The 21,729-nt window shown below is 56.6% G+C and carries 17 protein-coding genes and 1 tRNA gene; 15 read left to right on the forward strand and 3 right to left on the reverse strand.

What is annotated here, in order from left to right; genetic code table 11:
• Window position 1: 1 nt before the first annotated feature.
• On the forward strand, window positions 2-1,663 hold the full coding sequence (gene purH, locus OZY47_RS04405) for a bifunctional phosphoribosylaminoimidazolecarboxamide formyltransferase/IMP cyclohydrolase (protein ID WP_277177149.1): 1,662 nt from the start codon (window positions 2-4) through the stop codon (window positions 1,661-1,663).
• Between the two features lie 356 nt (window positions 1,664-2,019).
• Window positions 2,020-2,307 carry a DUF3017 domain-containing protein gene (locus OZY47_RS04410; protein WP_277177150.1) on the forward strand — a complete coding sequence of 96 codons (288 nt, stop codon included), beginning with the start codon at window positions 2,020-2,022 and terminating at the stop codon, window positions 2,305-2,307.
• A 31-nt stretch (window positions 2,308-2,338) separates the two neighbouring features.
• On the opposite strand, the gene OZY47_RS04415 is transcribed toward OZY47_RS04410, so the two are convergent.
• Entirely contained in the window at window positions 2,339-3,355 is a 1,017-nt protein-coding gene (locus OZY47_RS04415; protein ID WP_277177151.1) for an aquaporin, read from the reverse strand.
• 220 nt (window positions 3,356-3,575) lie between these two features.
• Here OZY47_RS04415 and OZY47_RS04420 point away from each other — a divergent pair, with 220 nt between their 5' ends.
• The 4 genes from OZY47_RS04420 to OZY47_RS04435 all read left to right on the forward strand — a co-directional run bounded on the left by OZY47_RS04420 (window position 3,576) and on the right by OZY47_RS04435 (window position 8,411).
• The gene (locus tag OZY47_RS04420; RefSeq protein WP_277177152.1) at window positions 3,576-4,349 is read left to right on the forward strand and encodes a pseudouridine synthase; all 774 of its coding nucleotides are present in this window, start codon (window positions 3,576-3,578) and stop codon (window positions 4,347-4,349) included.
• Window positions 4,346-6,481, forward strand: coding sequence for a bifunctional cytidylate kinase/GTPase Der (gene der, locus OZY47_RS04425; RefSeq protein WP_277177153.1), 2,136 nt, complete (start codon window positions 4,346-4,348; stop codon window positions 6,479-6,481). The genes OZY47_RS04420 and der overlap by 4 nt, the downstream gene beginning before the upstream one ends.
• 176 nt (window positions 6,482-6,657) lie before the next feature.
• Window positions 6,658-6,731: transfer RNA gene (locus OZY47_RS04430), tRNA-Pro, on the forward strand.
• A 114-nt stretch (window positions 6,732-6,845) separates the two neighbouring features.
• Window positions 6,846-8,411 carry a hypothetical protein gene (locus tag OZY47_RS04435; RefSeq protein ID WP_277177154.1) on the forward strand — a complete coding sequence of 522 codons (1,566 nt, stop codon included), beginning with the start codon at window positions 6,846-6,848 and terminating at the stop codon, window positions 8,409-8,411.
• 142 nt (window positions 8,412-8,553) lie between these two features.
• Here the strand turns inward: OZY47_RS04435 and OZY47_RS04440 are convergent, their stop codons facing one another.
• A complete protein-coding gene (locus tag OZY47_RS04440) occupies window positions 8,554-9,072 on the reverse strand; it encodes an HXXEE domain-containing protein (RefSeq protein WP_277177155.1) in 519 nt (172 codons plus the stop codon).
• Between the two features lie 131 nt (window positions 9,073-9,203).
• On the opposite strand from OZY47_RS04440, the gene OZY47_RS04445 reads away from it, so the two are divergent.
• The 3 genes from OZY47_RS04445 (at window position 9,204) to OZY47_RS04455 (ending at window position 13,828) form a co-directional block, all read left to right on the forward strand.
• Window positions 9,204-9,749, forward strand: coding sequence for a TetR/AcrR family transcriptional regulator (locus OZY47_RS04445; RefSeq protein WP_277177156.1), 546 nt, complete (start codon window positions 9,204-9,206; stop codon window positions 9,747-9,749).
• A 224-nt stretch (window positions 9,750-9,973) separates the two neighbouring features.
• On the forward strand, window positions 9,974-12,181 hold the full coding sequence (locus OZY47_RS04450) for a hypothetical protein (RefSeq protein WP_277177157.1): 2,208 nt from the start codon (window positions 9,974-9,976) through the stop codon (window positions 12,179-12,181).
• A 123-nt stretch (window positions 12,182-12,304) separates the two neighbouring features.
• Window positions 12,305-13,828 (forward strand): DUF2130 domain-containing protein, encoded by a 1,524-nt coding sequence (locus OZY47_RS04455; protein ID WP_277177158.1) that lies wholly within the window; start codon window positions 12,305-12,307, stop codon window positions 13,826-13,828.
• A 186-nt stretch (window positions 13,829-14,014) separates the two neighbouring features.
• Here the strand turns inward: OZY47_RS04455 and OZY47_RS04460 are convergent, their stop codons facing one another.
• Window positions 14,015-14,851 (reverse strand): LysR family transcriptional regulator, encoded by an 837-nt coding sequence (locus OZY47_RS04460; protein ID WP_277177159.1) that lies wholly within the window; start codon window positions 14,849-14,851, stop codon window positions 14,015-14,017.
• Between the two features lie 286 nt (window positions 14,852-15,137).
• Here OZY47_RS04460 and gap point away from each other — a divergent pair, with 286 nt between their 5' ends.
• The 6 genes from gap (at window position 15,138) to OZY47_RS04490 (ending at window position 21,712) form a co-directional block, all read left to right on the forward strand.
• Entirely contained in the window at window positions 15,138-16,160 is a 1,023-nt protein-coding gene (gene gap / locus OZY47_RS04465; protein ID WP_277177160.1) for a type I glyceraldehyde-3-phosphate dehydrogenase, read from the forward strand.
• 261 nt (window positions 16,161-16,421) lie between these two features.
• Window positions 16,422-16,607, forward strand: a complete 186-nt coding sequence (locus OZY47_RS04470) for a hypothetical protein (RefSeq protein WP_277177161.1) — start codon at window positions 16,422-16,424, stop codon at window positions 16,605-16,607.
• The gene (locus tag OZY47_RS04475; protein WP_277177162.1) at window positions 16,600-17,337 is read left to right on the forward strand and encodes a Fic family protein; all 738 of its coding nucleotides are present in this window, start codon (window positions 16,600-16,602) and stop codon (window positions 17,335-17,337) included. The genes OZY47_RS04470 and OZY47_RS04475 overlap by 8 nt, the downstream gene beginning before the upstream one ends.
• Before the next feature lie 295 nt (window positions 17,338-17,632).
• Complete coding sequence (locus OZY47_RS04480; protein ID WP_277179155.1) at window positions 17,633-19,027, forward strand: UTP--glucose-1-phosphate uridylyltransferase; 1,395 nt, start codon at window positions 17,633-17,635, stop codon at window positions 19,025-19,027.
• 249 nt (window positions 19,028-19,276) lie between these two features.
• A complete protein-coding gene (locus OZY47_RS04485; RefSeq protein ID WP_277177163.1) occupies window positions 19,277-21,187 on the forward strand; it encodes a WYL domain-containing protein in 1,911 nt (636 codons plus the stop codon).
• Between the two features lie 15 nt (window positions 21,188-21,202).
• On the forward strand, window positions 21,203-21,712 hold the full coding sequence (locus OZY47_RS04490) for a hypothetical protein (RefSeq protein WP_277177164.1): 510 nt from the start codon (window positions 21,203-21,205) through the stop codon (window positions 21,710-21,712).
• Window positions 21,713-21,729: the final 17 nt, after the last annotated feature.

A 21,729-nucleotide genomic window follows, 5' to 3' on the forward strand; every position in this document is an offset into this window, starting at 1 on the left:
CATGAACACGAATCGTCCGATACGCCGCGCGTTGGTGTCGGTCTACGACAAAGACGGCATCGAGGTGCTCGCGGAGGCCTTCAAGCGCCAGGGCACGGAGGTCGTGTCAACGGGTTCCACGGCCCGGAGGCTGGGGGAGTTGGGTGTCAAGGTCACGGAAGTCGAGAAGGTGACCGGATTCCCGGAGAGCCTCGGTGGCAGGGTCAAGACGCTCGACCCGCATATCCACGCCGGCATCCTGGCCGATATGACCAATCCCGACCAGGCCAAGGAACTTAAGAGGCTTGGCATCAAGCCGTTCGACATGGTCGTCGTCAATCTCTATCCCTTCGCCGACACCGTACGTTCCGGAGCTGGCGAGTCCGACGTCATCGAGAAGATCGACATCGGCGGGCCTTCCATGATCCGCGCAGCGGCGAAGAACAGCGCGAGTGTCGCCGTGATCACCGACCCGGAGGATTACCAGCTCGCGGCCCAACGCGTCGACTCCGGTGAGGGATTCACGCTTGATGAACGCCGTTGTCTGGCCGCCAAGGCCTTCGCCAGGACGGCCTCGTATGACGCCACAATCACCGAATGGACCAGCAAGCATTGGGCCAAGCCCGGCACCATCAACGTTCCGCCGGTGAATGCCGATGAGAGCAATGACGCGACTAACGCCGCCAAAACAACGGCCCCGGCCGACAATCCTCAATTCCCGCCGACCTTCACGCGCACCTGGGAACGGGCCCACACGCTGCGCTACGGCGAGAACCCGCACCAGCAGGCCTGCCTCTACGCCGACGGTCTTGACCGCGACGGCTTCGCCCATGCCGAGCAGCTCAACGGCAAGCCGATGAGCTACAACAACTATGTGGACGCCGACGCCGCCTGGCGCGCCGTCTGGGATTTCGCGCCACAGATCGCCGTGGCCGTCTGCAAGCACAACAACCCCTGCGGCCTGGCCATCGGCGAGACCGTGGCCGAGGCGCATCTCAAGGCCCACGCCTGCGACCCGATGAGCGCCTACGGCGGCGTCATCGCCGCGAACAGCACGGTCACCCTGGAGATGGCGCAGAACGTGCGCCCGATTTTCACCGAGGTCATCGTCGCCCCCGACTATGAGCCCGAGGCGCTGGAGCTGCTGAAGACCAAGAAGAAGAACCTGAGGATCTTGCGCGTGGCGAACCGACCTCACACCCGGACACAGTTCCGCCAGATCGACGGCGGCGTGCTCGTCCAATCCATCGACCGCATCGACGCCGAGGGCGACGACTCCGCCAACTGGCAGCTGGTCTCCGGCGATCCTGCGGACAGGGCCACGCTCAAGGATCTGGCCTTCGCATGGCGGGCCATTCGCTGCGTCAAGTCGAACGCGATCCTGCTGGCCCACGACCAAGCCACGGTCGGCATCGGCATGGGTCAGGTCAACCGCGTGGATTCCTGCCACTTGGCCGTGGAGCGCGCCAACACACTGGCCGACGGCGAAAACCGGGCCAAGGGTTCGGTGGCGGCCTCGGACGCGTTCTTCCCGTTCGCCGATGGCGCCGAAGCACTGATCGACGCGGGTGTGAAGGCCATCGTGCAACCTGGCGGCTCGATCCGCGACCAGGAGGTCATCGACGCGGCGCAGACGCATGGCACCACCATGTATCTGACGCACACCCGCCATTTCTTCCACTGATAGTCGTCGCGCCACTAGCTCCGTGAGGAGGGCGGCAAAATAAGCCCAAAAAAATAAGTCAACGCCGAAACGAACCAAATACTCAGGCAAGCGGGATACATCCGCCATATTCACGGATATATTCGCAATCCAGATGTGCTCAAACACACGTGTGAAATCCGCCGCCAAGGTTCGTTTCGGTGTTGTTGTATATCCGAATCAATGAGATGAATATCAACTGCGATATTCTCTTCTAGACCGCACGCAACCATCGACCAACCGCGCAAATGGCATGAGTCGAATTAGAATGGGCCGCAGTTCGCAAAACGCGGCCCGGCAACGGGCGGCGCACGAAACATCCGGCGAAAGGCGACGACATGTCAGCACACCATCCCTTTGTCTCCGAGGACAACGAGGGAAAGCCCGCATTCGAGTGGGCCGTGGCCCTCATCGTCGTCGCCTGCGCCGTCATCGCCGCCATGGGACACACGATGGCCGCCACAGTGGTGTTCGCTGTGACGGCCATCGCGACCGGGCTGATCCGCTTGATTCTGCGGAACCGGAGCCCTTGGAAGATTCGTTCCATCGGCTTCGACGCCTTTATCGGCATCGCGCTCGGCATCGGATTGCTTGTTGTTTATTTCAGCATCAGGTTGATGCTCTGAGCGTTACCGCCCAAAACCATTACTGAGGCCATTACTTAGCCTCGGAATCCTCATCGGATTCAGAACCTGACTCGGGAGCGGAAGGCGAGTCGAGCGAAGGCATCTCGAAGTTGCCCTGCGCATCGTCGTTTCCGGGCGCCTCATTGTTCTCCGCGACGTTGATGGCCTCGTCGAACTGGGCCTGCGCCTCGGCGGGAACCTCTTCAGCACCGAAATCGGCGACATCCGCGACCTGCATGTTGGCCTTGTCGGCGAGCTTGTCGGAGATGAGCTGACCCAGAATCAGCACCAGCGCGACCACGGCGGCCGCGAGAATCGGGCAGATCCAGAAGAGCCAGAGCTGGCTGACAGGGTTGACGGCCAGGCCAGATTTCATGGTGAAGAGGGCGATGCCGGTGGAACGCGCCGGGTTGAGCGACGCGCCGGTGATCGGATAGGTGAAGGTGACGCCGAGCGCATAGGCCGCGCCCATGGCGAGAGCCGAGGCGGAAGTGGCCTTGCCGTCCTCATCGAGCGTACGCATGGCGACCGCGACGATGATGGCCACGGCGATCACCTCGACGGCAATGGCGAGCCAGACGCCGAAGGTCACCTTGGCGTTGGCCAGCTGCGTGTCGGAAATCGAGCCCTTAGCGAAGCCGTTGACGGCGTTGGCGAACCACATCTTCGCCGTGGCGGTCTGGGAGGTGGGGATGATGAGCTTGACGACGCCACCGGCGGCGATGCCACCGAGGATCTGGGCGACGATGTAGAGGACGCCATCAAGGAACTTGGTCTTGTAGGTCAGCATCGCGGCCAGCGTGACGGCCGGGTTGAACTGGCCGCCCGAAAGCTTGCCGAAGACCACGGTCATGACCGCGTAGGCCAGGCCTGTGGCGATGGCGATCAGGAAGATGCTCGGGCCATAGAGCGCCGGGCTCAACGCCGAGACCATGTAGATGGCCACGAAGATGAAGAAGCTGCCGACGAACTCACCGCCCGCTGCGGAAAACATCTTGGGCACATTCCTGCCCTTGCCACCATTATGCTGTGATTGCGCTTGTGTCATATTGCATTCCTTTTCACATTATGTTCCCGGCGTCAGGACGCCGCGCAAATACCAATGCTAGCAGGAGGCGCGTAAGTCCTGTATAATAGTTTCGTTATCGTGTTCAACACCGCGACGCGTGTCTTATGCCGCCCGGCTGATATCATGATTTTTCATTTCTGTACGCGACGGAACCGGCCATATAAGGCCGATAATTCCGCATGGCCACGTTGGGAGAACGATGCCACACGCATATTCCCGCGCCGAGAAGGCGCATCAAGATAATAACGAGGGCGTCCGCCTTCAAAAGGTGCTGGCGCAAGCCGGTTTCGGCTCGCGGCGCAAGTGCGAGCAGATCATCACCGACGGCCGCGTTGAGGTCGACGGCGAGCTGACCACCGAGCTGGGCACCCGCGTCGACCCGCACAAGCAGCAGATCCGTGTGGACGGCTCTCGCATCCGGCTTGACACCCGCCACATCACCCTGGCGCTCAACAAGCCCAAGAAGGTGCTTTCGACCATGGACGACCCCAAGGGCCGCTTCACGTTGCGCGACATCGTCGGCGACAGGTACGAGCGCATCTTCCACATGGGCCGCCTCGATTACGATTCCGAGGGTCTGATCCTGATGACCAACGACGGCGAGCTGAGCCAGCACGTGATGCACCCGCGTTACGAGGTCAAGAAGACCTATATCGCCACGCTTGAGGGGCGTATCAGCGGCAACGTGTGCCGTCGCCTGGTCACCCAGGGCGTGAACCTTGACGACGGGCTCATTCGCCTCGACCACTGCGCCATCATCGACTCCAAGCGCGACGAGACGATGGTCAAGGTCGTGCTGCATTCGGGCAAGAACCGCATCGTCCGCCGCATCTTCGGCGCCATCGGCTTCCCGGTGCGCCGCCTGGTGCGCACGCAGATCGGACCCATCAAGCTCGGCGAGATCAAGCCGGGCTCCTACCGTGTGCTTTCGCAGACCGAGGTGCGCACGCTTTCCAAGGAGGTCGGACTGTGATACGAGTAGCCATCGACGGGCCCGCGGGCGTGGGCAAATCCTCGACCTCCAAGGCGCTGGCCAAATACTTCGACTACGCCTATCTCGACACCGGCGCGATGTACCGGGCCGCGGCCTGGTGGTGCATGAGCCAGGGCGCCGATCTGGACGCCGAACAAGTGGACGAGCAGACCATCACCGAAATGGTGGGGGAGCTCTTCACCGGCGATCACTTCGATATCGGCGTCGACCCGGACGACCCGTTCGTCTCGGTGGACGGCGAGGACATCAGCGAGGCGATCCGCGATTCGGCCGTCTCCACGCATGTCTCGAAGGTCTCCAACATCATCCCCGTACGCCATCTGCTTATCGCGGCGCAGCAGGCCTATATCAACCGCGAGGCCGACGCCGACTCCTTCTCCAAGGGGGCGGGCGTGGTGGCCGAGGGGCGTGACATCACCACCGTGGTGGCTCCCGACGCCGAGGTGCGCGTGCTGTTGACCGCGCGTCCGGAAGTGCGCCAGGCACGACGCACCGGGCAGGCTCAGGAAGGGGTGGGCGCCGAGAACGTCGCCGCTCGCGACAAGGCCGACGCCAAGACCACGAGCTTCCTCAAGGCCGCCGACGGCGTGACCACCGTCGACAACTCCGACCTCACCTTCGAGCAGACGCTTGACCAACTGGTGCAGCTGGTCGACGATGCCGTGGAGGAACAGGAATACGCGCGTTACGCCGCCAACCTCGAGGGCTATGACCTCGACGAGGAGGACCAGGCGCTGCTCGCGGGAACCGGCGACGAAGGCCGCTCGGCCGCCCGTGAGAAGGCCGTGGGCGTGCTCGCGGTGGTCGGACGGCCGAACGTCGGCAAGTCGACGCTGGTCAACCGTATCCTCGGCCGTCGCGCCGCCGTCGTGGAGGACACTCCCGGCGTCACCCGCGACCGCGTGAGCTATGACGCGGAATGGGCCGGCACCGAGTTCAAGCTGGTCGACACGGGCGGCTGGGAGAGCGACGTGGAGGGCATCGAATCCGCCATCGCCTCGCAGGCCCAGGTGGCCGTGGGGCTTTCGGACGCGGTGATCTTCGTGGTCGACGGGCAGGTGGGCATCACCTCCACCGACCAGCGCATCGTCCAGATGCTGCGCGAATCCGGCAAGCCCGTGATACTCGCGGTCAACAAGGTCGACGACGGTTCCAACGAATACCTGACCGCCGAATTCTGGAAGCTCGGCATGGGGGAGCCCTACGGCATCTCGGCCATGCACGGCAGGGGAGTCGGCGATTTGCTCGACGTGGCGGTCGACACCCTGGCGAAGGCCAAGAAGACCTCCGGATTCCTCACGCCCACCGACCTGCGTCGCGTGGCGCTGATCGGACGGCCGAACGTCGGCAAGTCCTCGCTGCTCAACGAGCTGGCCCACGAGGAACGCGCCGTGGTCAACGATCTGGCCGGAACGACGCGCGACCCGGTGGACGAGGTCATCACCATCGACGGGCAGAAATGGCTCTTCATCGACACCGCCGGCATCAAGCGCAGGCTGCACAAGCTCTCCGGAGCCGAGTACTACTCGTCGCTGCGCACCCAGGCCGCCATCGAGCGCTCCGAGCTCGCCCTGGTGCTCTTCGACGCCTCGCAACCCATCGCCGACCAGGACCTCAAGGTGATGAGCCAGGCCGTGGACGCCGGACGCGCCATCGTGCTGGTCTTCAACAAGTGGGACCTGATGGACGACTTCGACCGCCAGCGCCTCGAGCGGCTGTGGCAGACCGAATTTGACCGCGTCACCTGGGCGCAGCGAGTGAACCTCTCGGCGAAGACCGGCTGGCACACCAACCGCCTGCTTTCCGCGATGAACGGCGCGCTCGAGTCGTGGGACCAGCGCATACCCACCGGCAAGCTCAACTCATTCCTCGGACGCATCCAGTCGGCGCACCCGCATCCGCTGCGTGGTGGCAAGCAGCCGCGCATCCTCTTCGCCACCCAGGCGTCGACCAGGCCACCGCGCTTCGTCATCTTCGCCACCGGGTTCTTGGAGCACGGCTACCGCCGTTACATCGAGCGCCAGCTGCGCGAGGAGTATGGCTTCGAAGGCACCCCGATCCAGATCTCGGTGCACATCCGCGAGCGCAAGGCCAATAAAAAGAAGAAGTAGGGCCGTCTGTCCGAGGCGTTGGTGAAGTGGGTTGATTGGTTTGCTGATCGGCCCACTTCTCTTATTTTCCTTGACACCCCCTCTGACACCTCTGAAAAAGAATCATCCGCGCCACGCCGTCTAGACGGTCGGGGCGAACAGTGCTAAACTAACAACTCGGTGCTTTTAGCACTGTTCGGGTCGTAGCGCAGTTTGGTAGCGCACTTGACTGGGGGTCAAGGGGTCGCGGGTTCAAATCCCGCCGACCCGACGAATAGAGCCTGGAATTCTCATGTTTTTGCTAACGTAAGAATTCCAGGCTTTGCTGAATCCGGACGGGAAGCCTACGAACCTTGAACGAACAAGAGCGCGGCAGGTGGCTACGATGAAGTATTACAAAAATTGGCGAGAAGCGGAAGCCATCGAGCCGTTGCTGCGAGAATATGGCTGGCATGCCTCATCCAGTGAGGATAATCTGCTGAACTTGGAGACATGGCATGATGCGCAACTGCCTTCTTCGCTCAAAAAGCCTTCTTGCACCGTGACGATACTGGACGACGGTTCTTTCAAGGTGCAAATGCTTAATGAGTCATATCGTCGCATGGCGGGCAGGAGAATGACGTCCCTGGTGCGTTCCCTGCCGGCTTTGCAAGTCGACTTGGCACTGCGTTTGACGTCTTTTTACGGTCCGGGCGAGGACGCCTCGGATTGGGTGCGTGATGAGTGTTTGAAAAACCTGCGTTGGAAATCCGACTTGCAGGGGCTCTTGGACTATTGGGACGGCAGGCCTGGAGAGTTGCCGGACGTGCAGGGAATGGTCGATCCTCGATGGTTTTCGGTTGGCCGCTGGGAAACGGGCAAAATATGCCTGGTCGACACAGGAAGCGACGAGCTGTATCGGCTCGCTTATGTCGCCAATGAAGGAATGAAACGCCGGTTTTCACAAGGTGAGTTTCTCGATGAGGATCTATGCTCGTGCCTGCCGTATGCGGAGGCCACGCGCAGGATGTTCGAGGCCGCGAGGAACCTGCAATGGGTGTGGTCCGTCGTTGATGGCCTCGATGTGGAAGTGGACGACGCCGTGCGTGAGGTGGTGACGTGGTGGTCGCAGGTGGACGAATTGACGGCGCGCCCATTCGAGCAGAAGGACAGAAGCCCGAAGAGGCTTTTCACGAAGACATCCAAGCCATCGACCCCACCTCACCAAGCGAACGTGCGAATAGAGTCAGAGGCCGACCAGAATGTCGAAAGAATCCTGAACCCCCAGCTATATCGATATGGATGGCACACGCAATGGAAAGGCAGCGGCGTCATAGATCTGAATCCAACCCATTATCACGGGCACGCCTTGTCAGTGCGAGCGCGTGAGGACGGGTCGTTCGAAATTCATAGCAAGGATGAGGATCATGGGCATATCGACAGGCAGATTGCCGTGGTGCATTCTCTGCCGGCCTTGCAATTGAGAATAGAGCTGTTGATGGCCTATGACGAAGATGGCACGGGCCGGGCTGTCACCGACGCCATTCGAAAGGAACGCAGAAAACAGTATGTGACGGGACGTTGGCTGCATGAATTGCTGTATGACTGGGAGGGCCTGCCGTGGAACATACCAGACACCTATGGCCTGGTCGGGTCCTGCTGGTTTTCGGCCGGCAAGTGGGTGACAGGCGCGGTATGCCTGGTGGAGACCACACAGCGAGCGCCAAATGGTTTCCGGCTATATCGCTTGGGATACGTGCCCGATGACGCAACGAGGGACCGATATCTGACGAACGGGTTCCAAAAGGACGATGAGTGCAAGGACCTTACCTACATCGATGGCGTGCGCGCGATGCTCAACCTTGCGTCGGATCTGCAACGGGTATGGTCGATTGTCGATGACCTGGGCATTGAGCTGAACGATGAGGCGCGTGCGCTCGTGACCGCACACGTACGTAGAGAACTGCATTGACGTAGCCATATTCGGGTTCCGGCACACCGTCATCCGCTAACACGATTCATATCGTCTCTAAAAGATAGAAAGGTGCAAGGCAAAGTTCCGATTGAAACGAGGCGAAACAGCATTCCGATCTGATCAGGCCAACGATTTTGGGTCATTTACTTTGTGCGTAGTTGAGAAGGATGACTTGGACCTTAGGCATGAGTTTGTGGATGAGCATAAGATTCGCGGCAAACACCAAGAGCGCGGCGACCTGCCAGAGCAAATAAACTGGCATTCCCGACCGATCGATGCGCCAGTAGCTGATGATGAGCCAGATCATGAACGGCATCTCAATCAGCGAGGTGATGGCGCCGGGGATATAGCCGAACACTAGTGGGCAGGTGAAGATGTGTACGGAAAGATGGAAGGTATAGGCCACGCAGCTTGCCAGATACAGAGTCGTGTTGCCGGCGAGTTCACAAACAATAGAGACAACGACAAGCACCACCATCTCCTCAGCCACACCGGAGCAAAGCGCCGGACCGTCCGTGGTGACGCCGAAAGCCCGTCGCTCGATAAGGCTCGCGCTGCCCGACTCCCGCCGTTTCCACGCGGGCACCAAGATCATCTCCTCGAAGTCGTGAAGAATGAAGACAATGGGCAGGATCCAATAGCTTAAGAATATCGACACGATATCGGCCTTTCCGTCAAGGGTGACATTTGTTACCCTAAGAAGGTAGGTCTCTCGTGAAGCGAACGTCCAACGGATGACACAGATTCATGCGAATTGTCACCTTGGCGTGGAGGAATATTGAGGTTGATATGACTGGTAATGGAACCGGAGCCGAGGATCGTGTCATTGATGCGCTGTTTGCCAAGTTGGAGACGAACACCTTCGCGTCCCTGACCGTCTCTGAAATCGCCGCCGCAGCTGGAATCTCACGCAAGACGTTCTATCGGCATTTCAGCGACAAGACAAATGTGGTACGTCGATATCTTGAGGGACTGATGTCGGAGTTGGTCGATGAGGACGAACAAATGGACGACATGTCGTTCGCCCAAGGAATCCGGCATTATTTCATGTATTTCCAGGATCAGGCGCCGCGTCTCCGACTGTTACGGAACAATGGGCTGTTGGACTTGGCCCTGCCGATTCAAAACGAGGTGTTCGCCCGACGCTTCCCACAGTTGAACCTGCCCTGGCACGAGCCCGAATTGGGCGAGGAGCGCCTGGCGGACCTCTTCGTCGTAGGCGGCCTATGGAACGTCCTCACCGACAGTCTAGATGCCAATCCACCAATCGCCCCAACCCATTTAGCCGCCACGCTCATGTCACAGGTCTCCAAGCGCGCAGCCAAACTGAGCTAAAATGCGGTTGACGATGACAAATAAAGCTGAAGCAACTGCCAAGAAATAATTATTTAGGTGATTACACTTTTCGCACAGAACAATTTGTCAATACAATCAAGACTCAAAACCAAAGTTCGCAACAAACTGAAAGTTATCAAAAACGAAATGTATGACTTTGCCGTTACTGATTTCAGAAGTATACTTCTATTTAATAATATATTTTATTGAATGGAGAATTAAATATGCGTCATTTACAAGTAGAATTCCAGAATTGTCATGGCATCGGAAAGCTGAACGCGACTTTTAATTTTAGGCGATATTCTTCTTACGCAATTTACGCTCCAAATGGCACAATGAAAACTTCTTTCGCGCAAACCTTTGAGGATTTGAAAAATAATCAAGATACACAAGATGTTGTTTTTCCTTTAAGACAAAGTGTTCGCCGAATAGAAGATGAGTCCGGAAGCCCGATTGAAAGTTCTTCTGTGGTAGTTATTAATTCCTATGATGAAACTTTGGGCTTAACCGATGATGTATCAACTTTGCTAGTAGACGCAAATTTAAGAACTGAATACGGAAAAATCGAGTCCATACTTAACGAGAAACAAAATGAGTTACTTAAGAGTATTAAAGATACAGCTCATACCAATCTGCATCTAGATCAGATTTCTGAAGAAATTACTAATCTCTTTTCTTGTGAAAGTTTTATCGAAGCATGTACCATAATTGAGAGCCAACTGAATAATTCTGATTCATCTTTCTCTGATATACAATTTGACGTAATTTTCAATGCGAAAGTTAAAAAATTGTTCGAAGCGGAAGATTTTCAAAGATTGTTGGATGAATATATAACTAAGTTAAATTCTTTGTTAGTTGACTCTGATTTTTTCGGTCAAAACCATTTTAATTATTATAATGCGGAAAAAATTACCGAGTCACTATCTGCAAATCGTTTTTTTGATGCTCAACATGCTCTTTTATTGAGAAATAAAAATTCTGACGAAGAAAAAAGAGTGACGAGCAGTCAAAGCTTTCAAGAATTGATTGACTCTGAGAAGGAAAGAATTTCCTCAGATAAAGAATTGAAAAAAAGATTGAATAAAATGGGGAAAATTATTAATAAAAATATCGATACGAGAGATTTTTATGATTTTATTTCTTCACATGTGGAGTATATGCCAGAATTAGCAGATATTAAACAATTTGAAAAGAAAGTTTGGATATCTTACTTCCAGAAAAATGAAGAGCTTCTAAATGAATTGATGTGTTCGGTCGCTAATTCAAATGATGAAAAGGCTAGAATTGAAGAGACTGCGCGTCAACAAAAAACTACTTGGGAAAATATAATCAATCTTTTTAATGCACGATTTTATGTGCCTTTTAAAGTTTCGATAAAAAATAGAACAGAAATGATAGTCGGAAAGGAAACAATTCCGCAGTTGTCCTTTGATTTCGTTGACAATGAACAACTTGAACCCATCCAAAGAGACTCCCTACTTAGAGTACTTAGTAACGGAGAGAAGAAGGCTCTCTATATCCTAGATATTCTTTTTGAAGTAGAAGAACGGAAGAAACTTGGAAAAGAAACTCTGTTCATCATTGATGATATTGCAGATTCCTTTGATTATAAGAACAAATATGCAATTATTCAATATTTAAAAGAGATGTCGGAAGAGAGTATATTTCATCTTATTATATTGACTCATAATTTTGATTTCTTTAGAACGATCGAATTAAGGCATGTAGTTAGTTATGGGTCTTGCCTTATTGCTTATAAGAATGATACCGGAATAGAACTTAAACAGGCTACTGGCATTAAAAATCCTTTTGTTGCTGATTTTAAATTGCATCTGTATGATGACGCCACAAAACGAATTGCATCAATTCCTTTTGTCAGAAACCTTATTGAATACACTCGCGGCACAGATGATAAGGATTACATGACACTTACGTCTCTTTTACATTGGAAAGGTGATACCCAAAAAATTAACCAAACTGATTTAGATAACATCTTCAATAGCTTTTTTATGGAAGAAGGTTCGTTTAACGTCAGTGGGCAGCCAGAATCTGTTGTTGCACTAATTTTCAAACAGGCTAATCGACTCTTGGAATCTCCAGAAAGCCCTAATCTTGAGAATAAGCTTGTTCTTACAATAGCGGTTCGTCTCGAAGCCGAAAGATATATGATCTCGAAAATCGACGATGATGATTTTGTGTCCAATATTTCCTCTGATCAAACTGGGGTTTTGTATGGACGATTTAAGACTCTCAATAATGGAAATCCTGAAAATAGAGAAATAGTAGACGAAGCTGTATTAATGACTCCCGAAAGTATTCACGTAAACGCATTTATGTATGAACCTATTATCGATTTATCTGATTCGCATCTTAAAGAGTCTTACAGGAGGCTAACGGAACTTCTTGATGAAGAGAACAGTCATGAAGAATAGCGTTTAAACTTGTAAAATTTAAGAAAAATATTGGACTTGTTCTACTGAGTGTTTATTTTGTAATGCAAGTTTTTTAATTGCTAATACGCTACTAACTTTTTAGAATTCATCAAGGAGAATTCGATGGCGGAGATTAAATGCCCGAATTGTGGGAAAGTGTTCACGGTTGACGAGGCCGGGTATGCGGATATCGTCAAGCAGGTGCGGGACAAGGAGTTCGACAAGCAGCTTGGCGAGCGGCTTGAGGCGGCTGGGCGCGAGCAGGAGAAGGCTCTTGAGCTCGAGCGCAGCAGGGCCAAAGCGGAGTTGCAGAAGGCTGAGTCGAGCAAGGATGCGCAGATTCAGGACTTGCAGGCAAAGCTGGACGCCAGCGGCTCGGCCAAGGATATGGCGGTCAACGAGGCGGTGCGCCCCATCGAGAAGCAACGTGACGAGCTAAAGGCCCAGTTGGACCAGGCCAAGCTGGAGCAGGAGAAGGCGTTGGAGGTGGCTAAGGCCCAGTCTCAGACGGAGTTGCAGAAGAGCGTCTCCGAAAAGGAGGCCGAGGCAGCGAAGCTCAGAAACGAGCTTGACGCTTTGAAGGCCTCGCGCAAACATGATCTGGAGTCCGCCATCGCCAAGGTGGAGAAAGAGCGCGACGGGCTGAAAAGCGACCTGGACAAGGCCTGTCTTGAGAGAGAGTCGGCCGACAGGCTCGCCAAGTCCACGTTGGAGTCGGAACGTCAGAAAATCACCGCCGAGAAGGACAAGGAGATCGCCGAGCTTCAGAGCAGCCTCAAACAGACAAGCCTCAAGCGGGAATTGGATCAGAAGTCGATGAAGGATCGTTACGAGGTGCAGCTCAAGGACCGGGATGACGAGATCGAGCGTCTGCGGGACTTCCAGACGAGGCAGTCGACGAAGATGGTCGGGGAGTCGTTGGAGCGTTTTTGCCAGGACGAGTTCAACAAGATCCGTCCGACCGCGTTCCCGACGGCGTATTTCGAGAAGGACAACGACGCGCGAACAGGTAGCAAGGGCGATTTCATCTTCCGTGAGACGGACTCGGACGGCACCGAACTGGTGTCGATCATGTTCGAGATGAAGAACGAGACCGACAGCGCATCCAGGAAGCGCAGGAACGAGGACTTCTTCAAGGAGCTGGACAAGGACCGCAGGGAGAAGAACTGCGAGTACGCGGTCCTGGTGACGATGCTGGAGCCGGACAGCGACCTGTACAACACCGGCATCGTGGATGTCTCCTACCGGTATCCGAAGATGTACGTGATCCGCCCGCAGTTCTTCATCCCCATGATCACGCTGCTGCGCAACGCCGCCCAGGACGCGTTGAAGTACAAGGTAGAGCTGAACGAGGTCAAGGCCCAGAACCTCGACATCACGCATTTCGAGGAGCAGCTCGATGACTTCAAGGGCGCGTTCGGCCGCAACTACGAGCTCGCCTCGAAGAAATTCACGACCGCGATATCCGAGATCGACAAGTCCATCGACCACCTCAAGAAGATCAAGGAGAACCTGCTCGGATCGGAACGCAATCTGCGCCTCGCCAACGACAAGGCGCAGAAAGTGACCATACGCAGACTCACCCGGGGCAACGAGACCATGAAAAACAAATTCGCAGAAATCGAGGCGAATGGCAATGGTGACTGAACACGATTCAAAAGCCGTCACGCTTTCCTTTGACTTGAGAATTCAAGCAACGTAAGGAATTAAGCATTCTAGATCCGAAACTCAGTACTCACCACGAAAGGGACAATGGCGGCAGGAATCTCAACCTATCAATCACAAGAAACCACATGAATGTTTAACGTGACAAGACTTCTGTTTTATTCTTTATTAGGAGAGAAGCGAAACATCTTCGTAGATGGTGTAGCGGAGGTCGATTTCAGTACTGTCCATAGCCCGCAGCTTACGCTGGTGAGTTAGGTAGGTGGGGAGGAGGGCGATTCCTTTGCGCTGCTCGACCATGGTGATGATGGTTTCCAGCGAGTCGACCTCCATCGTCTTTCGGGGCGCGTCTTTGGAGTCTATTCCCGCCGAGGTTCTGAGGTCCTGCAGCGTTTGCTTGCGGAACGCGCATTCGCGGTCGCTGTTGATCAGTATGGGAAGCGTCTCATTCTCGCCAACATTGTTTTCGCCAGTTCGGTTAGCACCAGCCGTCGTTTCGCTTGTCGCACTTTCGTCATCCAATCCAACAAGATATGCGGCTTTGAGCGTCAACGTTCCGGCTTTGCGATAGTTGGTCAAGGTGGAGAGGTCCATAAACGAGATGACCGCGGCGTATTGGTGGCGCCGCGCCTCGGGGATGATTTCGCTCTGGCGGCGCACGGCCACAGTGTCGAACCGGCCGGGAGAGAAGGTGGGGTCGTTGGTCATCAGATGGTGCAGCAGGGTTTCGGTGACAAGCAGGTCGCCGGGCGTGCCGGCCGCCACACGACGCACCTCGCCGAGCTCCGCGTTGATGCGCACGGACGCGTCGTAGAGACGCCTGCCCACGGCGGTCGGCGTGACACCCCGCGTTTGGCGGACCAGCAGGGTGGTTTGGAATTCGTGTTCGAGGGTCTTGAGGCGCGCGCTGACGTTGGATTGCGCGTAACCGAGCGCCTTCGCGGCCTTGTTGAGCGAGCCTTCGTCGATGATGGCGCAGAAAATGTCCAGATCGTTGAGATTCATAGCGGCCGCTCCTTGTGATTATCTAATTGCCGGATTACCTGATTGCTAAATTGCTTGAATGTTCAATATATCATTAATCACGATGTATCTGAAAAGAAATCAACGCTAGAATAACTTAAGCAATAAGCATTTTACTAGAACCTCGAAGTTCTATATATCATCAAAACTGATATATCTGTCATTTTCAGGTACTATGCACGCACCCCATTTCTCGTTATCTTCGTAACCATAACCAAGAAGCGTTCGAAGCATTCCAGAAGCGCTCCGGCACGGAAAGGATACCAAGATGACAGTGAAAATCGGCATCAACGGATTCGGCCGCATCGGCCGGCTGACGTTCCGCAGGCTCTTCGAGCTGGGCGGCGACGAGGTGGAGGTAGCGGCCATCAACGACCTCACCGACCCGGCCATGCTCGCCTACCTCCTGCAGCACGACACCGTGCAGGGCAGGTTCCCAACGGAGGTCTCCAGCGACGAGACCGGCATCATCGTGGGCGGCAAACACTACGACGTCTACGCCGAGCGCGACGCCTCAAAGATTCCTTGGGCGCGCAACAACGGCGTCGAGCTCGTGGTCGAATCGACAGGCTTCTACACCAGCGACGCCAAGTCACAGGCGCATCTGGACGCCGGCGTGGCAAAGGTGCTTATCTCCGCGCCAGCCGGCGACGTGCCTACCGTGGTCTACGGCGTCAACCAAGACATCCTCGCAGCCAACGACACAATCATTTCGCCCGGCTCGTGCACCACGCAGTCCGTGGCGCTGCTGGCCAAACCGATGAACGACCGGTACGGCATCCGCGCCGGCTCCCTGACCACGACTCACGCCTACACCGCCTCGCAAAGCCTGACCGATGGTCCCAAAAGCGGCAAGCCACGTGTCAACCGAGCCGCCGGGGAAAACATCATCCCGCATTCCAGCGGCGCGGCCAAGGCCATTGGCTTGGTCATCCCCGAGCTCGACGGCAAGATGAAAGGCAAGGCGCAGCGCGTCCCGGTCCGCTCCGGCTCGCTCACCGAGCTGGCGCTGGTGTTGGAGCAGTCGCCAAGCGCCGAGGAGATCAACGATATGTTCCGTTCGATTACCGCAGGCAACGAGTCGTTCGGCTACGACGACAGCGGCCTGGTCTCCTCGGACGTAATCGGCGACACCCACGGCGCGATCTTCGACCCGACGATGACCGAGGTGATCGGCCTCGGCAAGGGCGAGGGCGAGGGCGAGCTCGCCAAAGTGCACGCCTGGTACGACAACGAATACGGCTTCACCTGCAACATGGTCCGCACCCTCCTGCACTACGCGAAGCTCTGAGAAGCCATTGCACAAACACTCGTATACCGACTCGGCGCCGAATCACCACCCTCACATAAAGGTCTTGTTTCGGCGGTGTTTTATGCTCGGTATCCTGCTCACTCCCGCGTGATTCTGTGAACTGAGTACATGTCGTCCGTGAAGAAATTCAAGTCGTCAGGACTCGACGTGGCATAAATAGCCACAAGACATATCGCCGTAGCATGCATTATGCTGGATATAGCTGAAATATCTGTCGTCTTCCTTGGAGGGATGCCACTCATGACCATTGTGGAGAAACGCGCGCAGGATGTGTACCAGGCCGTTCATTCCTCTGAAATGGAAGGACAGTATGTCGATGAAGAGTTTATGGTCGACGCCAAGGAATACATCTTTGGCAATATCGATATTGATGAATGGGGGCAGCGCGTCAGAGATCGCGTTCGACGAAAGCTAGCACATGCCTGACGAGAACGGATTCATCGACCCATATCTCATCAGAGGCAACAACGTCCTGGTAAACCTCGTGAACGCGCAAACGCAGGAAGAGTTGCTGTATGCCGAATGCCTGCTTGTCACTTACTCGAGCGCGCAGTTACGTGGCGAACATCTGGAAGCTGATGGAACAATCAGCCAATTATGCTCGATTCATCATGCTTTATTTCAAGAAGTCTATCCGTGGGCTGGCAAATTCCGAACCGTCGATATCTCAAAAGGCGGTCAGACATTCCTGCCAGTCGCGTTCCTGGAGACCGGATCGCGATATGTCGAGTCTATTCTGCGGCAAGACAACATGCTCAAAGATATGGACCGAGAGACTTTCATCAAACGACTGAGCGTCAACTACGACAACCTTAACAACCTACATCCGTTTCGCGAGGACAATGGCCGCGCCCAACGAATCTTTTGGGAGCTCATCGCACACGATGCCGGTTGGCATTTCGATTGGGGATTGGTGACGAAGAGTTTCAACGATCAAGCTTCAATCACCGCTATGCGTGACGACAATCTGACATTGCTGATCCAAATGTTCGACACCATCGTCAAACCGTTGGACGAACCGCTCGTCGCAGGTCCTAATCCCAAGGCACTAAGCAATGGCGAATATGTACCAACCCAAACCATCGGTATCATGCTCGACCCAGCGGAGTATCCCTCGCTCTTCGAACGTTATGCGGGTAAAAACGCGAAGTCCTAACGAAAAAGAACCGCTGCAATTGACCATATTTCTCGAGCAGGGACTGAACGCAGCTGGAAAGTAAAAGGTAAGGTTCAAAATAAAGTGGAGGCAGAGCTCGCCCCAACCTGCGACCTGTGAGAATCACCACCTGGGCACGCCGCATCCCGCAAACATTCAGCAAGCTTTGAGATAAGCGGCTACACTTGTATGGAGTTATCGCCGTTGGCCGAGTGCCGATGGCATGTGAACAGGCAAGCGACAACGACGAAAGGGGTGCGGCGTGGAAGACGCATTCGAGGCTTCGGAACGAAAGATGCGCGAGCACGGCATGAGCGAGATGGCCGTCTCGCAGTTCAAGCGTCTCTATGAGGACTGGATTGGCAACGACGAGGCCGGCTGGATCCGCGAGGACGACATCGAGCCGGTGCACGACGTCCCGAGCTTCCACGACGTCTACAAGACCATCGACCACGACAAGGCCGTCCACGCCTTCGCCAAGACCGCCTTCCTCAAGCTCAACGGCGGCCTGGGCACCTCGATGGGCCTCGACCAGGCCAAGTCCCTGCTGCCCGTGCGCCGCCACAAGGCCCGCCGCATGCGCTTCATCGACATCATCCTGGGCCAGGTGGTCACGGCCCGCGAGCGCCTGAACGTCCCGCTGCCGCTAACCCTGATGAACTCGTTCCGCACCTCGGCCGACACGATGCGCGTGCTCAAGCACAGCAAGAAGTTCAAGCAGACCGACGTGCCCATGGAGATTGTGCAGCACCAGGAGCCGAAGATCGACCTCGAGACCGGCGAGCCCGTGAGTTTCCCCGACGATCCGAATATGGAATGGTGCCCGCCGGGGCACGGCGACCTCTTCTCGACGATCTGGGAGTCCGGCCTGCTCGACACGCTGGAGGAGCAGGGCTTCAAGTATCTGTTCATCTCGAATTCCGACAACCTCGGCGCACGCCCCTCGCGCACGCTGGCGCAGTATTTCGAGAACACCGGCGCGCCCTTCATGATGGAGGTCGCCAACCGCACCTACGCGGACCGCAAAGGCGGCCATTTCGTGCGTGACAGGAAGACCGGCCAGCTCATGCTGCGCGAGATGACGCAGGTGCATCCCGACGACGAGGAGATGGCCCAGGACATCGAACGCCATCCCTACTTCAACACCAACAGCATCTGGGTGCGCATCGACGCCTTGCGCGACAAGCTCGCCGAATACGACGGCGTGCTGCCCCTGCCGGTCATCCGCAACTACAAGACCGTCGACCCCACCGACCCGAGCACCACCAAGGTCGTGCAGCTCGAGACGGCCATGGGCGCGGCTGTCGGCCTGTTCGAGGGCGCGATCTGCGTGCAGGTGGACCGCATGCGCTTCCTGCCGGTGAAGACCACCGACGACCTGTTCATCATGCGCTCCGACCGCTTCCATCTCACGGACTCCTACGAGATGGAGGATGGCAACTACATCTTCCCCGACATCAAGCTCAACCCCGAGTACTACAAGAACATCGAGGACTTCAACGAGCGCTTCCCGTATTCGGTGCCGTCGCTGGCGGCCGCCAACTCGGTGACGATCGAGGGGGACTGGACCTTCGGGCAGAACGTCGTCTTCTATGGCGACGCGCTGCTGAAGGACGAGGGCAAGCCAAGCTACGTGCCCAACGGCGAGTTCGTGGGACCGCAGGGCGTCGAGCCCGACGAGTGGAGATAGCCCTGCCTCAAGGCGTCGCCGGCAGCGCTATCAAATTCGATGTCACGGTCGGCGACGGCAATCGTTACCACAAACGAACCAAGCGTCGAAAAGGCCGGGATTATACCACAGTCAGGTGAAGAGGCAAAAAGTGAGAGGAATACGTCAAATTTGAAAAATCGCGCAATTCTCCCAGAAAAACATCTAATATAGTAACGGTGCGTTAAAAGACGCACGACATACTTGCACACTAACGATACGTGAGGACTAATGGCAGAAGGAAGCAACGGGAGACGACGTTTTTCCGACAAGTGGGGCAAACATGAGCTGGACGTGTTGGCTGTATTGTCATCCGCGTTTCCACAATGGCTCACCTCACGCCAGATAGCGCAACGCGTCAAGGCCTACGCCGATTCCTACGGGGAGCTGGCCGACCAGGCCGCCAAGGCCGCGTTCGCCAAACAGTTCCAGCGCGACCGCGCCAAGCTCGCGGCGATGGGCATCGCCATCGAATCACGCCAGCCAGAATACTCATCGAAATCCGAAGGCCAGGATTTCGCATCGTACCGTCTGCAGCTCGGCGACGAGCCTCGCGTGCGCCTGCGCTTTCGCCAGGAGGACCTGCCGGTTCTGGCCGCCGCGAATTATCTGGCCCGTTCCATGTCGATTTCTTCGCTCTCAGCCAAGCATGAGGAGGAGCAGCAACAGCACACCTCCCGCACCGCGCCGCGCGTCCCGCAGACCCCGACGCCGGGACTCGGTCTTGATTCCATCGCCCCGGGCCTGGGCACGCAGCCGATTCCCGACACGCTGGTGAAGGTCATCGATTCACGTCGCTTCGCGGCCACCGTGGATGTGGACGGCGAGCAGATGAACGTCGCCTACAGCGATTCCGACGATCTGGCCATGTTCGTCCTCGAGCATCCCGGCGCGTGCGTGCTCTCCCCACAGGAGGCCGTGGACGCCCTGAACCGCAGGCTCAACGCCGCCTCGAACTTCACGCTGGCCGACGAGTCGCAGAACGAGGTGAAGGAGACCATCGTCTCCAACTCGATCAGCAAGGCGAGCGCCGACAGCGACATGGAGGAATCCAAGAACCACCAGAAGCACGGCAACTCCTTCCAAACCGGCAGCGAGGTGGACCGCAGGCTGCGCCTCATGCTCTTCCTCTCCGCCCACCTGGGCGAGGAGTATTCGCTCGAGGAGCTGGCCGACCGTTTCATCGGAGAGCCCAAGAACGACGACGAGAAGCGCAAGTCGATCGCGGTGATCCGCAAGGACATCAACACGCTGACCACCGTCTCGGACGACGGGGAGATGGCCGGCAGCCAGTTCTTCGACATCGATTGGTCACTGCTCGACGAAGAGGGCATCGTCTCGGCCACCAACTCGCTGGGCCTCGAGCGCCTAGCCGGCATCTCGCAGCAATACCTGAGCATGCTGACCGCCTCGGTGAGCTATCTCGCCCATTCCTCCCTGCTGCCAGACCAGCAGCGTGAGCAGGCCGAGCAACTTTACGAGCGCCTGCAGCAGCATGTCAAGCCGGGGGAGACCCCATGGCTGAGCCTCACCGGCTACGAGGTGGAGCCGCGCAGCTTCGGCATCATCAAGCGCGCCATCTCCACCGACTCCCTGCTCGACATGGAATACACCGACGGCACCGGCCGCACGCGCCGCAAGCTGGTGGCACCCTCCAAGATTTTCGTGGACGAAGGCGTGTACTACGTCGCCGTCTGGACGGATGTGGCCAAGGCCGCGCCGAAGGACGAGAAGCAGTTCGTCGCCAAAGACACGACCATCAACAAGGCCAACGGCCTGCCGCGCATCTGGCAGGTGCTGCGCCTCTCGCGCATCGAGAAGGCCACGCTGGTCGAGCCGACCGCCAAGCTCGACATCCCCAACGTTCCGGTCGCCGAGCTGCGCAAGTGGAGCTTCGACAACGGCACGCCGGCCGTCTTCATCACCGACAAGCCTGGCCTCTCCTTCATCAAGACCCTGCCCGGCGCCACATTGGAGCCTTGCGGCGAGGGTGAAAAGGTGCACCTTACGGTCTCCTCGGATTCCTGGTTCGTGGCCTTCTGCATCGCGCACGCCCGCCATATCGTCGCCGTGGCCCCCGAGACGCTTCGCCTGATGATCGTGGCCAGGGCCCACCGCGAGCTCAGCCTCGAGCAGAAGTAAAGTAAGGAATCGTCTATGCCTTGGTGGGGTTGGATCATAGTGGCGGTCGTCGTGCTCGCCGTCTTCGCGTGCGGCGTGGCCTACGCTGGGATTCATGCGGTGCGCGCCGCGAAAAGCGCCTCCGGCACGGTCAACAACATCCAACATTATCTTGGCGCCATGCAAGGCGACGACAATCACCACGGTTCGAAGGTTCCGCGCCCGTCGTTCACGGAACCATTGGAGACGGCCTCACGCCGGTATAGCAAGGCGCATGAGGGCGTCGTGACGCGTGACGCGAGGAAACGTCAGCGCCATGAGGGCAAGTGGGCGCTGTGGCGCGACAACCCCGTGCCCGGAAGCGTGGCGGCAGACAAGACTGGGGCGAGTTCGTCGAACGGGACCACCCAATCCTCGAACGCCGGTAGCGACGCCAGCCAAGCGAACGGTGTTGTCAATAGCAACAGCAATAGCGGAGCCGGGACCGGCGCTGGTAGCAATGGCAACAGCGGCCAACCGACGAACAGCCTCGCCGATACCATCTAAGAACCATAGAGACATTA

Source organism: Bifidobacterium sp. ESL0790 (assembly GCF_029395435.1).
Classification (GTDB): Bacteria; Actinomycetota; Actinomycetes; order Actinomycetales; family Bifidobacteriaceae; genus Bifidobacterium.

Excerpts from the sequence above, each read along its gene's own strand:
- OZY47_RS04420 (WP_277177152.1), top strand. The coding sequence starts at position 3,576 with ATGCCACACGCATATTCCCGCGCCGAGAAGGCGCATCAAGATAATAAC.
- OZY47_RS04475 (WP_277177162.1), top strand. The coding sequence starts at position 16,600 with ATGCCTGACGAGAACGGATTCATCGACCCATATCTCATCAGAGGCAAC.
- OZY47_RS04470 (WP_277177161.1), top strand. The coding sequence starts at position 16,422 with ATGACCATTGTGGAGAAACGCGCGCAGGATGTGTACCAGGCCGTTCAT.
- gap (WP_277177160.1), top strand. The coding sequence starts at position 15,138 with ATGACAGTGAAAATCGGCATCAACGGATTCGGCCGCATCGGCCGGCTG.
- OZY47_RS04490 (WP_277177164.1), top strand. The coding sequence starts at position 21,203 with ATGCCTTGGTGGGGTTGGATCATAGTGGCGGTCGTCGTGCTCGCCGTC.
- OZY47_RS04455 (WP_277177158.1), top strand. The coding sequence starts at position 12,305 with ATGGCGGAGATTAAATGCCCGAATTGTGGGAAAGTGTTCACGGTTGAC.
- OZY47_RS04410 (WP_277177150.1), top strand. The coding sequence starts at position 2,020 with ATGTCAGCACACCATCCCTTTGTCTCCGAGGACAACGAGGGAAAGCCC.
- OZY47_RS04445 (WP_277177156.1), top strand. The coding sequence starts at position 9,204 with ATGACTGGTAATGGAACCGGAGCCGAGGATCGTGTCATTGATGCGCTG.
- OZY47_RS04415 (WP_277177151.1), bottom strand. The coding sequence starts at position 3,355 with ATGACACAAGCGCAATCACAGCATAATGGTGGCAAGGGCAGGAATGTG.
- OZY47_RS04480 (WP_277179155.1), top strand. The coding sequence starts at position 17,633 with ATGCGCGAGCACGGCATGAGCGAGATGGCCGTCTCGCAGTTCAAGCGT.
- OZY47_RS04460 (WP_277177159.1), bottom strand. The coding sequence starts at position 14,851 with ATGAATCTCAACGATCTGGACATTTTCTGCGCCATCATCGACGAAGGC.
- OZY47_RS04485 (WP_277177163.1), top strand. The coding sequence starts at position 19,277 with ATGGCAGAAGGAAGCAACGGGAGACGACGTTTTTCCGACAAGTGGGGC.
- OZY47_RS04435 (WP_277177154.1), top strand. The coding sequence starts at position 6,846 with ATGAAGTATTACAAAAATTGGCGAGAAGCGGAAGCCATCGAGCCGTTG.
- OZY47_RS04450 (WP_277177157.1), top strand. The coding sequence starts at position 9,974 with ATGCGTCATTTACAAGTAGAATTCCAGAATTGTCATGGCATCGGAAAG.
- purH (WP_277177149.1), top strand. The coding sequence starts at position 2 with ATGAACACGAATCGTCCGATACGCCGCGCGTTGGTGTCGGTCTACGAC.